Here is a 13,492-nt window from a genome sequence, read left to right as displayed (position 1 = left end):
TCTTCGGGGGCCGCGGGCTGTGCGCCTACGGACTGTCCGGTGCATCGGGTGAACCGGGCGGCTCGGCGGGCGGGTGCGGTGTGTCCGTGGGCGGAGACTGCTCCGGCAGCGTCGGCCGGTCGGCGGGGGTGAGCGGTTCGGCTTCGGCGGGCGGGTGGGCGTCCCACTGCGGTGCCGCTTCCTGCGGGGCCGGGGCCCGGTGCTCTGCGTGCTCTGCGTGCTCTGCGGAGGGGCGCGACTCGGGCGGGTCCGTGGGCGTGGAAGCCGCTCGCAGGGCCGTGAAGCGGGAGTCCTGGGCGAGATCGTCGTTCCAGGCCGAGGCGAACGGGTCGTCGGCGGGCAGGAAGTCGTACAGTTCGGCCTCGTCCGGCTCGGTGGTGGTGCGACCGGGCTCCGGACGAGCCTGGTCCTTCGCCGGCTTCCTCGACTTGCCCGGCCCGCCCGGCGGGTCCTTCGGCGCGCCGGCCTCCTTCCCGGTCGCCGCGGCGGTCTCCTCCCCGGTCTCCTGCGAGGCCCCCTTCCCGGCCCCCTTCCCGGCGTCCTCCCCGGCCTCCTCCGCCGCCGTCGTCCCGCCCTGCTTCCCCTGCCCCGGAACCACGGCCGTCGCCCGTCGGCCCCGCAACCGCCACGCCCGCACCACGAGCACCACCGGCATCCCCGTGACCATGATCCAGAGCCCGGCCGCTCCCCCGCTCTGCCACCACACCGGACCGAAGCGGGCCAGTGCGGCCACGCCCAGCGGGCCGCCGGACAGCTCGGCGAGGAGGGTGAAGAAGGCCGTGCTCACCAGTGCCGCCAGCATGAACACCCCGAGCGTCCGCCCGGCCGACCAGCGCACCGACGGCGCCCCCGCCGCCGCCCCTTCCCTCTCCGCCCGCTCCCCGCGTGCCACGGCGGCCCGCGCCACGAACCACGCGACCGTCGTGCCGGCCGCCACCGGCACCAGTCCCGCAGCCCAGTTCAGCGGCGTCCCGGGGCCCGCGTCCGGCACCGCCGCGAGCAGCGGGAACGGCGGCAGCAGCGGGGCGGGGTCGGAGGCGAGGGGGCGCACCAGGTGCCCGGTGCCGAGGACGAAGCCGGGGCCGAGGGCGTAGGACGCCGACCACACCGCCCCGTTGGGGATCAGCGCGAGCCCGAGCAGCAGGACCGCGAACCGTCCGGTCCAGCCCTCGGTCAGGTGCAGGAAGGAGGCCCGTGCCGCCTCGCCGTGCAGCACCAGCGACACCCCGAGCAGCAGCGCCCCGCCCCCGAAGAGCACCGCCGTCCCGGCACCGGCGGCCCGTACGGCCGCGCTCAGCCGCGCCCCCGCGTCCGCCCCGAACAGCAGTCGCCGCACCGGCTCCGGCAGCACCAGCAGCAGGTCGAGCACCGGATCGAGGGGACGGCCGTGCGCCGACCAGATCCCGGCCGCCGCCACGCCCGCCGCGACCAGCGGCAGGCACACCGTCACCCACCCCCATTCGGGCCGCAGTTCCCTGCCCGAGCAGTACAGCGCGGCCGCGACGCCGACCGCCAGATAGCCGAGGACCACCCCCGTCCACGCCGTACGCGCCGGAACCGGCTCCAGGCCGTCGGGCTCGGCGGACACGTCCGCCGCGTCCCGCGCCGCCCGGTACAGCAGCCACACCGGCAGCGCGAGGAGCAGCAGCGGGGTCACACCCACCGGCAGGGGCGTGCCGGAGAGCGTCTCGGTGCGGGTCAGTTCGACGCCGTGCGCCAGCAGCCACAGCGCGGCGGCGATGTGCAGCGCGCCGCCCGGCCCGCTGTCGGGGTACGGCGAGCTGATCCACAGCCCCAGGACGAGCACGGCGAGCGAGCCGAGCCCGAGCCCGGCGGCCACCGCGCCGCCCAGGAAGCTCGCGCCCAGCCCGGGCGAGCGGTTGCGCATCCGGTGCAGCAGAAGCGACAACAGCGGTCGACGAGCGGTCATCAGCGTCACACCTGCCATGCTCCCAACGACACGCGCTTTCCCGTCGTAACGAGCGAACCGCCGAAGTGTCGCTCAATATATGTTTATGTTCTTTTTCGTACGAAGGGGTGTCCTGTGACTGAGAGCCGACGCCCGTGCGAATCCGGGGCGCTGACACAGGATCAGGGGGCGCACACCCTGACACCCGCTCAGGCCTTCGACGCGCTGTACGCGTTCTGTGCCCCCGCCCTCGTACGCCAGACCTATCTGCTCACCGGGCGCCGGGAGCTGGCCCGGGAGGCCGTGGAACGGGCCTTCCAACTCGCCTGGCAGCGCTGGCCCGAAGTGGCCCGGGACCGGGACCCGGCCGGGTGGGTGCGGTCGATGGCGTACGAGTGCGCCCTGTCCCCCTGGCACCGCCTGCGCCCGCGCCACCGGTCCCCGGAGCCACCGCCGGGCGATCCCGCCGACCGCGCGCTGCTGCACGTCCTGCAGGAGCTCCCGCCGTCCTACCGGCGCACGCTCGTGCTGTACGACGGCGTCGGGCTCGACCTGCCGGAGACGGCGGCGGAGACCGAGGCGAGCACCCCGGCGGCGGCGAACCGTCTGACACACGCGCGCGCCGCCGTGGCCGCCCGGGTACCGGAGCTGGCCGACCCGGCCGCGCTGCACCGCCGGCTCGCCGAACTGGCCGCCACGGAGCACCTGCGCGCGGCCGGGCCGCCGACCGTACGGACCTGCGGCGAGCGCCGGAGCCTGTTCTGGACCCGGACGGCCATCGCCTTCACCGTCGCGATCATCGGCGCGACGGCGCTGACCCTGCGAACGGCGCCCACCCGCTACGAGCCCCCCATCGCCCCGGCCCAGGCAGTGGAGGGCGTTCCCCCGCCGCCGGTCCTGGGCCCCCTGTCCCGCGAGGCACTGGCCCTGCGCGCCAAGCTGCACACGTCGGCGGCCAACGGCCCGGAACGGGTGGCGCCGGAACCGCGGTGAACGCTGCTGCGACGCGCCGTCGGGCTCCGGGGCCGTCCCCCGGCCGCGGGTGCGTGGTGGCCGGTCGCGCGGTACCCCGCGCCCCTTCAGGGGGCAGCGTCACCCACCGTGGTGAGCGAAAACGCCGGTGGGCCCGCCCCGGCCAAGGGAGCGGGCCCACCGGCGTGCGGCTGGGAAGCTCAGGCGCTCAGGATCTCCCGAGCGAGCTTCGCCGTCTCGGTCGGCGTCTTGCCGACCTTGACACCGGCGGCCTCCAGGGCCTCCTTCTTCGCCTGGGCGGTGCCGGACGAGCCGGACACGATGGCGCCGGCGTGGCCCATCGTCTTGCCCTCGGGCGCGGTGAAGCCCGCGACGTAGCCGACGACCGGCTTGGTCACGTTCTCCTTGATGAAGGCCGCGGCCCGCTCCTCGGCGTCGCCACCGATCTCACCGATCATGACGATGATGTCGGTCTCGGGGTCGTCCTGGAACGCCTTGAGCGCGTCGATGTGGGTGGTGCCGATGATCGGGTCACCGCCGATGCCGACGCAGGTCGAGAAGCCGATGTCGCGCAGCTCGTACATCATCTGGTACGTCAGCGTGCCGGACTTCGAGACCAGACCGATGCGGCCCGGCTTGGTGATGTCGGCCGGGATGATGCCGGCGTTCGACTGACCGGGCGTGATCAGGCCGGGGCAGTTCGGGCCGATGATGCGGGTCTTGTTGCCCTTCTTGCCGGCGTACGCCCAGAAGGAGGCGGTGTCGTGCACCGCGATGCCCTCGGTGATGACGACCGCGAGCGGGATCTCGGCGTCGATGGCCTCGACGACCGCGTCCTTGGTGAACTTCTCCGGGACGAAGATGACCGTGACGTCGGCGCCGGTCTTCTCGATGGCGTCGGCCACGGACCCGAACACCGGGATCTCCGTGCCGTCGAAGTCGACGGTCTGGCCCGCCTTGCGCGGGTTCACGCCACCGACGATGTTCGTGCCGGAAGCCAGCATGCGCTTGGTGTGCTTCTGGCCCTCGGAGCCGGTCATGCCCTGGACGATGACCTTGGATTCCTTGGTGAGGAAGATAGCCATGGTTTTCTGTGACCTCGTCCCTTACTTCGCGGCAGCAGCCAGCTCGGCGGCCTTGTCGGCCGCGCCGTCCATGGTGTCCACGCGCTGCACGAGCGGGTGGTTGCGGTCGTCGAGGATCTTGCGACCCAGCTCGGCGTTGTTGCCGTCCAGACGGACGACCAGCGGCTTGGTGACCTCTTCGCCCTTGGACTCAAGGAGCTCCAGGGCCTGCACGATGCCGTTGGCGACCGCGTCGCACGCGGTGATGCCGCCGAAGACGTTGACGAAGACGGACTTGACGTCCGGGTCGCCGAGGATGATCTCCAGGCCGTTCGCCATGACCTCGGCGGAGGCACCGCCACCGATGTCGAGGAAGTTGGCCGGCTTGACGCCCTTGTGGTTCTCACCGGCGTAGGCGACGACGTCCAGGGTGCTCATGACGAGACCGGCGCCGTTGCCGATGATGCCGACCTCGCCCTCGAGCTTGACGTAGTTGAGGCCCTTCGCCTTCGCAGCGGCCTCGAGCGGGTTGGCCGCGTCCTTGTCGTGCAGCTCCGCGTACTCGGGGTGACGGAACTCGGCGTTCTCGTCCAGCGACACCTTGCCGTCGAGGGCGATGACCTCGCCGGAGGCGACCTTCGCGAGCGGGTTGACCTCGACGAGGAGGGCGTCCGACTTGATGAAGGTGTCCCACAGCTTGACGAGGACGTTCGCCACCTTGTCGGCGACCTCGGCCGGGAACTTGGCGGCCGCGACGATCTCGCGGGCCTTGGCCTCGTCCACACCGTCGATGGCGTCGATCGGCGTCTTGGCGACGGCCTCCGGACGGGTGGCCGCCACCTCCTCGATCTCCATGCCGCCCTCGACGGAGGCGATGGAGAGGAAGGTGCGGTTGGCACGGTCGAGGAGGAAGGAGACGTAGTACTCCTCGACGATCTCCGGAGCGGTCTCGGCGATCATGACCTTGTGGACCGTGTGGCCCTTGATGTCCATGCCGAGGATGTCCGTCGCCCGGGCGACGGCCTCGTCCGCGGAGGCAGCCAGCTTGACGCCACCGGCCTTGCCACGACCACCGACCTTCACCTGCGCCTTGACGACGGACTTGCCGCCCAGCCGCTCGGTGATCTCGCGCGCCGCCTCAGGCGTGTCGATGACTTCACCGGCCAGCACCGGTACATCGTGCTTGGCGAAGAGGTCCCTCGCCTGGTACTCGAACAGGTCCACGCGCTTCCGTCCCTATCAGTGATCTCGCGGTTCGTTGGATGCGTGGGCGTGCCGCGAAGGGCAACGTGACGTCCGCTGTCACTAGGGAGGCGCACACGGTGTCCGAGGCGCGGCATGTCCGTCTCGCAGGTTATCGCCGCTCGCGGGGGCTCTCTAAATCAGGGGTCACACCTGAGCGGTGATACCTGTCACATGATGCCGCGCCAGCTGGCACGGCGTGCCGTCGTGGCGAGGCCTCACCGGGCTGGGGTTGACCCGGTGAGGCCTCCTGTGGGGCCCGGAGGGCCCGGAGCGGTTGATCCCCACCCCAATGGGGACCACCCGCCCCGTCCCGCGGGGTCCGGCCGGACGGGCCGACGGCATTCGGCCGTCCGGGTCGGTCGACCCCGCGGAGTCCGTCAGGGGCGCTCAGCCCTGCTGCTGGATGCCCAGCTCGTGAACGCCCTGCCGCACACCGTGCGGGTACGCCAGGTCCTGGACATAGCCGGGAGTCACGGACCGGGCAACCCCTTCGGCGCCGGCGACGGCGTGCCCGGCCAGCGGGCCGCCCGCCGCCCGGGCCGTCGCGGCGACGTCGTGGGCGAAGGGTCCGGCCTGCCACGTGAGCGGCCCGGTCGCGCCGACGACGCCGCCCGCGAAGGGCCGCGCGTCCCCTGCCACGCCGTACGCCAGCCCGGCCGCACTGCCGCCCACGCCGTCGGCGAACGGCCGCACGGTCCCGGTCACGGTGTCGACGACCGGCTGCACGGCACCGGTGACCCCCGCCGCGAACGGCGGCACCTGTCCGGTCACGCCCTGCGCGAAGGCACCGGTCTGCCCCGTCACCCCGTGCGCGAGCGGCGGTACGGCGCCCTCGACCCCGCCCGCGAAGGTCTGCGCGTCGTCGGCCACGCCGTACGCGAGCGTCCCCGCGTCCTGAGTGGCCTGTCCCGCGACCGGCGCGACCCCGTGCACAGCGGTCCCGGCGACCGGCGGCAGCACCGCGTCGGCGGTGTCGTGGGCGGCCTGACCGGCCAGACCGGTGGCGTACGGGGGCACGTCCGCGACGAGTCCCCGGGCCACCGGCAGCGCGTCGGCGAAGGCTCCGGTGGCGACACCGTGCACGTCGCCGACGCCACCGCCGACCAGCCCGTGCGCATCGCCCACCGTGCCCGTGGCGACACCGTGCACGCCGGCCACCGCCCCGCCGGCCGTTGCCGGCACCGCGTCGACCGCGGTCGACGCGGTGCCGTACACGCCCGCGACCGTGCCCGTGGCGGTCCCGTGGACACCCGTCACCGCCGCCGACGCGGTGCCGCACACACCCGCGACCGCGTGCCCGGCGGTGGGCGTCAGGCCCGCGACCGTCTCGTCCGCGATCGGCGGCACGCCCGACACGGCGGCGGAGGCCACCGGCGGGACGGCCGCGGCGGTCGTCCCGTCGACGACGGGCGTGACCGTGCCGGGCACGGCCCGCACGGTGCCGACGACCCGCTGCCCGGCACCGTCGGCCGTGCCGGTGACATGCGCGGGTACGGACGCGACGGTGGCCTCGGCGGCACCGGTCGCCCGGCCCGCCGCGCCGCCCGCGAGGGCCGCCGCACCGGCGGTCCGGCCCTGCGCCCCGGCCACGCTCTGCCGTGCCGCCGTCCGTACGGCGCCCTCGGTCCCCTCGGCGCTCGGGCGCGCTGCCGACCGGGTGGCCTGGAGCTTGGTCTGGGCGGCGGCCAGGGCCTCCTCCACCTCGGGGGCGAAGGAGGAGAGGGGGCCGAAGAGGTAGTCGATCTCGTCCTGGGGGGAAGGCACGGAGAGATGGGTGGCCGTGTGCGTGGCCGTACGGGCCGCCTCGGCCGCGGTCCGGCCGGTGGCCCGCGCACCCCCTGTCTGCGCGTGCCGCGCCTGCGCCTGCGCCGTGCGGGCGGCTCGGGCGCCCTGGATGGCCTGGCCGCCCTTGATCTTCGCGGCGGCCGGGACCTTCGCGTCGGCATGGCGGCGCGCCTGGTCGGCCGTGGCGGTGACGGTCCGGGTCTGCTGCTGTGCCTGTTCCTCGACCGCCGTGCCCGAGACGGTCGAGGTGGCGGAGGTGGCCGCCGAGGCGGCCGGGCCGGTGAGGTCGGAGACGGTGTCGTGGACGTCGGTGAGGACACCGTCGACGGTGCCGGCGAGGGCGCCGGTGCCGCTGTCGGTGTCGGTGTCGGGTACGGAGACCACCGGGGTGGACAGCTCGTCGGCGCTGGCCGCGGCCGAGCCGAGCGCCCAGGCCCCGGTGACGCCGGCGGCTATCACGATCGAGCGGCGGATGTTCTTGTTCATGAGTGCGTCAAGTCCTTCGGAAACGGCTGGGGAGTTCCGTCCGGAGAGCGCCGGAGAGGCCGGCGGATCCGGCGGGGCGGGCAGACCTGTTCCGCCCCCGCGCGACAGGTCCGTGGCGGGGAGGGGGCCTGCTGCCTAGCCGGGGAAGACCGGGATGTCCCGGTGCCGTTCCAGGGGGCCGGGCGCGTCGACGCGCGCGGCGGTGCCGGGCAGGAGCCGCAGGGGCGCCCTGCCGTCGAGGGTGACGGCGTGTGCGTCACCGTGGCGGGATGCGGTGCCGTCGGCCGCCTGCTTGCCGAGCACGCCGTCCGAGTCGCCGGCGGGCGCGGGCCGGGCGGGTGCACCGACGGGCGCGGCGGCGCGGTGGGCGGGAGTGTGCGCCGGGAGCTGTGGGGCGCCGGGCACGAGGTCCGGTCCGTACACGAGGGCCTGCGGCCGAGCGGGTACGGCGTCACGGGCCCCGGCGCCTGCCCCGGCGGTGCGGTGGTCGCCGTGACCCGGCGCCGGTGCCGCGCCGCCGGGCCGGGGTGACCGGGGTTCCGGGCCGACCGGTGCGGGAGCCGGAACCGCGGGCAAGCCGGAGACTTCGGGGAGCTCCGACAGGGACACGGAGGGAGCGGCGGGCAGCGGCGGGGCCTTGGCCCGGGTCTCCTCGATGCCCTGGGAGGCCGTCCGCACGACGTCACGTACCGGGGTGACGGCCCGTTCGGTGACCGTACGTACCTCGCCTCGCGCCACGTCTCGCACCGCATCCGGTGCCGCACTCCGCACCGCGCGCCCCGACGCGCCCTGTACGGCACCTTCCGACGCGCCTCGTACGGTCTCGCCCGACGCGCTCTCCTGCCCGGCCGCCAGGCGCACCGAACGCACCGGGGCCACCGGGCTTCCCTCGGCCGCGTGAGCCTGCTGTCCGCAGAGGAACCCGAGCATGAACAGCCCGCCGACCAGCAGCGCCAGTTGCAGCGCGCGCCGCCCGGCCGCCGTACGCGACATGCGCACAGCGGTACCGAACAGGGCTGCTGGCAGGGTCAAGAGACGGAGCTTCCTCAGGTCGGTACGGGCGGGGCGTCGATCCTCGCACGGTCGGCCCGAGGCAGCGCAAGCCCCCCGTTACCGATGGGTAGTCATGTCCCTTTTCCGGCCCGGCGTCACGCGGTGTCCGGTATCGGCAGCGGCCGCTTCTCGATCGCCGCCGCCATCACCTCCGGGAACAGCTCGGGCGTGCAGGCGAAGGCCGGTGCGCCCAGTGCCGCGAGCGCCGCCGCGTGCTCCCGGTCGTACGCGGGCGCCCCCTCGTCCGAGAGCGCGAGCAGGGCGACGAACTGCACCCCGGAGGATTTCATCGCGGCGACCCGTTTGAGCATCTCGTCGCGTATGCCGCCCTCGTACAGATCGCTGATCAGCACCACCACCGTCTCGGCGGGCCGGGTGATGTGCGACTGGCAGTAGGCGAGCGCCCGGTTGATGTCGGTGCCGCCGCCGAGCTGGGTACCGAAGAGGACGTCGACCGGGTCGTCCAGCTGGTCGGTGAGGTCCACGACCGCCGTGTCGAAGACGACCAGCCGGGTGCTGATGGACCGCATGGAGGCGAGCACCGCCCCGAACACCGACGCGTAGACCACGGACGCCGCCATCGAGCCCGACTGGTCGATGCAGAGGACGACCTCCTTCTTCACGGACTGCGCGGCCCGCCCGTACCCGATGAGCCGCTCCGGCACCACCGTTCGGTACTCGGGCAGATAGTGCTTGAGGTTGGCCGCGATCGTGCGGTTCCAGTCGATGTCGTGGTGGCGCGGCCGGCTGATGCGCGCGCTGCGGTCCAGGGCGCCGGTGAGGGTGGCCCGGGTGCGTGTGGCGAGCCGTCTCTCCAGGTCCTCGACCACCTTGCGCACGACCGCCCGTGCCGTCTCCCTCGTCGTCTCCGGCATCGCCTTGTTGAGCGAGAGCAGCGTGCCGACCAGGTGGACGTCGGCCTCGACCGCCTCCAGCATCTCCGGCTCCAGCAACAGCGAGGCCAGCCCCAGCCGGTCGATGGCGTCGCGCTGCATGACCTGGACGACGGAGGAGGGGAAGTAGGCGCGGATGTCCCCGAGCCAGCGCGCCACGGACGGCGCCGAGGCCCCGAGGCCCGCCGAACGCTCCCGTCCCGCCTGCGGTTTGTCCCCTTTGCCGTACAGCGCGGCGAGCGTGCCGTCCATCGCCGCGTCGCGGCCCGACAGGGCGCACCCGGTGCCGTCGGCCTGGTCGCCGCCGAGCACCAGCCGCCAGCGCCGCAGCCGCTCCCGGGCGAGGTCGCCGGGATCGGTTCCGATACCGGTCACCATCGGCCCGGTCGTCATGTGCCCACCTCCGCGTAGTCGTCGGCGTCGACCGTCTCCCGCCGCGCCTGCTGTTCCGGGTCCAGGCCGAGCAGCAGCCACAGCACCGGGAGTACGGCGTCGGCGCGCCCGGTGTCCGGATCCGCGGCGAAGCCGGGTGTGCGGCCGGCCGGCGCGGCGCCACCGGTCGGCTCCCCCGGCCCGCGCCGCACCAGTTCGCCGAGGGTTCTGCGCACTCCCGGCTCGTACGCCGAGAACGTGCGCCGCAGCAACGGCAGTACGTCCGTGAACGCCTCCGCGGGCACCCCGGTCAGCCAGGCGTCGACCAGGCTCAGCAGCCGCTCGTCGTGGACCAGCAGCATGCCGCCCCCGCCGCCCGCGAAGCCCTCGATCCAGGCGGCCGCGTCGGCGGGCGGTGTCCCCGGCGAGAGCACCAGGCCCATCAGCCGGCCCGCCTCCTCGGGCCCCAGCTCACCGTCGTCCAGCAGAAGTCGAACGGCGCGCCCCCGCACGACACCGGGCACGGTGTCCCGCAGGGCCAGGGTCCGCAGCACGGAGCGCCAGCGGACGCGCAGGTCCGTGTGCGCGGTGGGCGCGGCACCGGACAGGGTCTCCGTCAGCAGCCCCACGGCCGTGTGCACGGCGTCCACATGGCCCCGCATCTCCTCCGCCGCGTCCGCGTCCAGGGCCGCACAGGCCGGCGCAAGGCCCACGAAGACCCGTTCGGCGAGGCCCGCCGCGACGCCGGCCAGGGCGCCGGTGTCGGTGCCGCGCACATCGCCGTAGCGCAGGGAGCGGACCAGGGCGGGCAGGGCCTGGGCGAGATGGCCGACGTCCGTGTCCAGCGCCGCCCGGTCGGCGAGCACCCGCATCACCACGGGCAGCGCGTCCGGCAGCGCGGCCAGCAGACAGCGCTCGGCGAGCGCGGTGACCTCGGCGAGAGCATCCGCGGCCGTGGCATCCGACTCGGCCCTGGCCGTGGCCGCGGCGAGCACGGTCGTCCCCCACACTCCCGCCTCGGCGACCCGCACCGACAACTCCGGCTCCCAGCGCAGCCGCCAGGTCTCCCGGAAGGTGCCCGTACTCCCCCGGGACCGGACCGGCTCGCCCCAGCCGACGCCGAGGAGCCGCAGCCGGTGCAGCAGTCTGCTGCGGCCGGTGTCCGTCTCCTTGCGCAGGTCCAGTCCCAGCTCGCGCTCCAGCGCCTCCGGCTTGAGCCGCAGCCTGCGCTGCTCGCGTACCAGGTCCCGCTGCAACGGCACCGCCGGTGCCGCCTCCGGCACCTCACCCAGCACGTCTCCGACCACCAGCCGGTCGTGCACCAGGGCCAGCGGTACGTCCGAGCCCTCGCACATCACCGCCCGCACGGCGTCCGTGGTCTCGCTGAGGCCGGGCAGCGGACGGCCGCGCATGGCCGCGAGGGTCTCGGCGAGCCGTACCGCCTCGATGACGTGCGCGGAGGAGACGACCCGGTCCTCCTCGCGCAGCAGCCCCGCCACCTTGGTCAGCCACCGCTCGACCGGCCGGTCCGGCGCCCGGAACAGATGCCCGTACCAGCCCGGGGAGTCGATGCCGGCGCCGTACCCGCTCGACCGGGCCAGCCGTCGGTGCGTCCACGGCACCCAGGTCAGGTCGGCCTTGACCTTGGGCAGCCCCCTCAGCAGCGCCCGGTCGGCGGTGACGGCGGCCTTCTCTCGGAGCGCGGGCACGTGCCACGCCCCGCACACCACGGCCACCGCCTCGCCGAACTCGCGCCGGGCCGCCCGCACCTGGAGCCGCATGTGCGCCTCCCGCACCAGGTCCCGGGGCCGCCCGCCGGCGCCGTAGCGCTCCCGCAGCGCCGTCATGGCCTCCTCCAGCGCGGTGAACGGCGCGAAGGGGTCCCGGCGGCCGGGGCCGCGGTGTTCCACGACGTCCTCCCACCACCGCTCGGGATCGTCGTACCCGGCGGCCTCGGCGAGCACGGCCAGGGGGTCGACCCGGACTTGCTCCTCGACTTCCCCGGCGTCCTCGGCGTCCTGGACGTCCCCGATCTCTTCGGGGCCCTTCGGGTCCTCGGTCCTCTCGGCGCTCCGGGATGCCTCGGGACCTTCCCTCGTCTCGGCTTCCTTCACCAAGGGCGTGCCGGCCGGTCCGGGCCCGGAGGGGGATTCCTCCTCCCCTTGCCAGGCCAGGGTGTGCGTGGCCGGCAGGTCGATGAAGCGGGCCGGGACGCCCTGGTCCAGGGCCCAGCGGATCGCCACCCACTCGGGGCTGAACTCGGCCAGCGGCCAGAACGCCGAGCGGCCGGGCTCGTCCACGGCATGGGCGAGCAGGGCGACCGGCGGCCGCAGGTCAGGGTCGGCGGCCAGCGGGATCAGCGCGTCGGCCTCGGGCGGTCCCTCGACGAGCACGACGCCGGGCCGGGCGGCGTCCAGGGCCGCCCGTACCGCACGCGCTGAGCCGGGCCCATGGTGACGGACGCCGAGCAGCAGCGGCGCGGGGGCGTATGCCCGTCCCCAGGTGGTGTCGTCGGCCCGGGTGGGGTCGCCGCTCATGCGCTCACCTCCCGGCAGGCCCGGTAGAAGTCCTTCCAGCCGTCGCGCTCGCGGACCACCGTCTCCAGGTACTCCTGCCAGATCACGCGGTCGGCCGCCGGGTCGCGGACGACTGCGCCGAGGATGCCGGCGGCGACGTCGCCCGGGCGCAGCATTCCGTCGCCGAAGTGGACCGCCAGGGCCAGGCCGTTCGTGACGACGGAGATCGCCTCCGCGGTGGACAGCGTGCCGCTCGGCGACTTCAGCTTCGTCCGGCCGTCGGCGGTCATGCCGTCGCGCAGCTCGCGGAAGACGGTCACGACCCGGCGGATCTCCTCGATGCCGTCGGGCGCGGCCGGCAGATCGAGGGAGCGGCCGATCTGCTCGACGCGGCGCGAGACGATGTCGACCTCGGCGTCGGCGCTCTCCGGCAGCGGCAGCACCACGGTGTTGAAGCGGCGGCGCAGCGCGCTGGAGAGGTCGTTGACGCCGCGGTCGCGGTCGTTGGCGGTGGCGATGAGGTTGAAGCCGCGGACCGCCTGCACCTCCTGGCCCAGCTCCGGGATCGGCAGGGTCTTCTCGGACAGGATCGTGATCAGCGTGTCCTGCACATCGGCCGGGATGCGGGTCAGCTCTTCCACACGGGCCGTCATGCCGTCGGCCATGGCCCGCATGACGGGGCTGGGCACCAGGGCGTCGCGGCTGGGGCCGTGCGCGAGCAGTCGCGCGTAGTTCCAGCCGTAGCGGATCGCCTCCTCCGGCGTGCCGGCCGTGCCCTGCACCAGAAGGGTCGAGTCGCCGCTGACGGCGGCCGCCAGATGCTCCGACACCCAGGTCTTGGCCGTGCCGGGCACGCCGAGCAGGAGCAGGGCGCGGTCGGTGGCGAGGGTGGTGACGGCGACCTCGACGATACGGCGCGGACCCACGTACTTCGGTGTGATCACGGTGCCGTCCGGCAGAGTGCCGCCGAGCAGATAGGTCGCCACCGCCCACGGCGACAGCTTCCAGCGGGCCGGGCGCGGGCGGTCGTCCTGGGCGGCCAGCGCGGCGAGTTCGGCGGCGAAGGCGTGCTCGGCGTGCGGTCGCAACGCCTGCGGGTCCTGGCTTGCGTTCGCTTCGACGGACGTCGGTTCCACGGACACAGTCATGGCTGAGGTCCCCTCCAGCTCGGCCGGTTCGGATCTGGCATCCACCGTG

The 13,492-nt window shown here is 74.3% G+C and carries 9 protein-coding genes; 1 reads left to right on the top strand and 8 read right to left on the bottom strand.

The annotated features are described in order from the left end of the window. Positions 1-25: 25 nt before the first annotated feature. Positions 26-1,948: a cell division protein PerM gene (locus AVL59_RS04810; RefSeq protein ID WP_079146524.1), complete on the bottom strand. Its 1,923-nt coding sequence runs from the start codon at positions 1,946-1,948 to the stop codon at positions 26-28. Here AVL59_RS04810 and AVL59_RS04805 point away from each other — a divergent pair. Then, positions 1,892-2,902, top strand: coding sequence for a sigma factor-like helix-turn-helix DNA-binding protein (locus AVL59_RS04805; RefSeq protein ID WP_418361199.1), 1,011 nt, complete (start codon positions 1,892-1,894; stop codon positions 2,900-2,902). The genes AVL59_RS04810 and AVL59_RS04805 overlap by 57 nt on opposite strands. A 179-nt stretch (positions 2,903-3,081) precedes the next feature. Here the strand turns inward: AVL59_RS04805 and sucD are convergent, their stop codons facing one another. The 7 genes from sucD to AVL59_RS04770 all read right to left on the bottom strand — a co-directional run bounded on the left by sucD (position 3,082) and on the right by AVL59_RS04770 (position 13,443). Further along, positions 3,082-3,966, bottom strand: coding sequence for a succinate--CoA ligase subunit alpha (gene sucD, locus AVL59_RS04800; RefSeq protein ID WP_067299930.1), 885 nt, complete (start codon positions 3,964-3,966; stop codon positions 3,082-3,084). A 21-nt stretch (positions 3,967-3,987) separates the two neighbouring features. Continuing rightward, a complete protein-coding gene (gene sucC, locus AVL59_RS04795) occupies positions 3,988-5,169 on the bottom strand; it encodes an ADP-forming succinate--CoA ligase subunit beta (protein WP_067299929.1) in 1,182 nt (393 codons plus the stop codon). A gap of 408 nt (positions 5,170-5,577) precedes the next feature. After that, on the bottom strand, positions 5,578-7,461 hold the full coding sequence (locus AVL59_RS53150; RefSeq protein ID WP_067299928.1) for a hypothetical protein: 1,884 nt from the start codon (positions 7,459-7,461) through the stop codon (positions 5,578-5,580). Between the two features lie 135 nt (positions 7,462-7,596). Next, positions 7,597-8,493, bottom strand: a complete 897-nt coding sequence (locus AVL59_RS04785) for a hypothetical protein (RefSeq protein ID WP_067299927.1) — start codon at positions 8,491-8,493, stop codon at positions 7,597-7,599. Positions 8,494-8,609: 116 nt separating this feature from the next. Next, positions 8,610-9,800: a VWA domain-containing protein gene (locus tag AVL59_RS04780; RefSeq protein ID WP_372450358.1), complete on the bottom strand. Its 1,191-nt coding sequence runs from the start codon at positions 9,798-9,800 to the stop codon at positions 8,610-8,612. Continuing rightward, positions 9,797-12,316: a DUF5682 family protein gene (locus AVL59_RS04775; protein ID WP_079146523.1), complete on the bottom strand. Its 2,520-nt coding sequence runs from the start codon at positions 12,314-12,316 to the stop codon at positions 9,797-9,799. Before AVL59_RS04775 ends, AVL59_RS04780 begins: the two co-directional genes overlap by 4 nt. Continuing rightward, positions 12,313-13,443 (bottom strand): ATP-binding protein, encoded by a 1,131-nt coding sequence (locus AVL59_RS04770; protein ID WP_067299926.1) that lies wholly within the window; start codon positions 13,441-13,443, stop codon positions 12,313-12,315. The genes AVL59_RS04775 and AVL59_RS04770 overlap by 4 nt, the downstream gene beginning before the upstream one ends. Positions 13,444-13,492: the final 49 nt, after the last annotated feature.

It is taken from the genome of Streptomyces griseochromogenes, assembly GCF_001542625.1.
Classification (GTDB): Bacteria; Actinomycetota; Actinomycetes; order Streptomycetales; family Streptomycetaceae; genus Streptomyces; species Streptomyces griseochromogenes.
This window is presented reverse-complemented; position numbering and strand designations above follow the sequence as displayed.

Coding starts and splice junctions, on each gene's coding strand:
- AVL59_RS04810 (WP_079146524.1), bottom strand. CDS start 1,948: ATGGCAGGTGTGACGCTGATGACCGCTCGTCGACCGCTGTTGTCGCTT.
- sucD (WP_067299930.1), bottom strand. CDS start 3,966: ATGGCTATCTTCCTCACCAAGGAATCCAAGGTCATCGTCCAGGGCATG.
- AVL59_RS53150 (WP_067299928.1), bottom strand. CDS start 7,461: ATGAACAAGAACATCCGCCGCTCGATCGTGATAGCCGCCGGCGTCACC.
- AVL59_RS04780 (WP_372450358.1), bottom strand. CDS start 9,800: ATGACGACCGGGCCGATGGTGACCGGTATCGGAACCGATCCCGGCGAC.
- AVL59_RS04775 (WP_079146523.1), bottom strand. CDS start 12,316: ATGAGCGGCGACCCCACCCGGGCCGACGACACCACCTGGGGACGGGCA.
- AVL59_RS04770 (WP_067299926.1), bottom strand. CDS start 13,443: ATGACTGTGTCCGTGGAACCGACGTCCGTCGAAGCGAACGCAAGCCAG.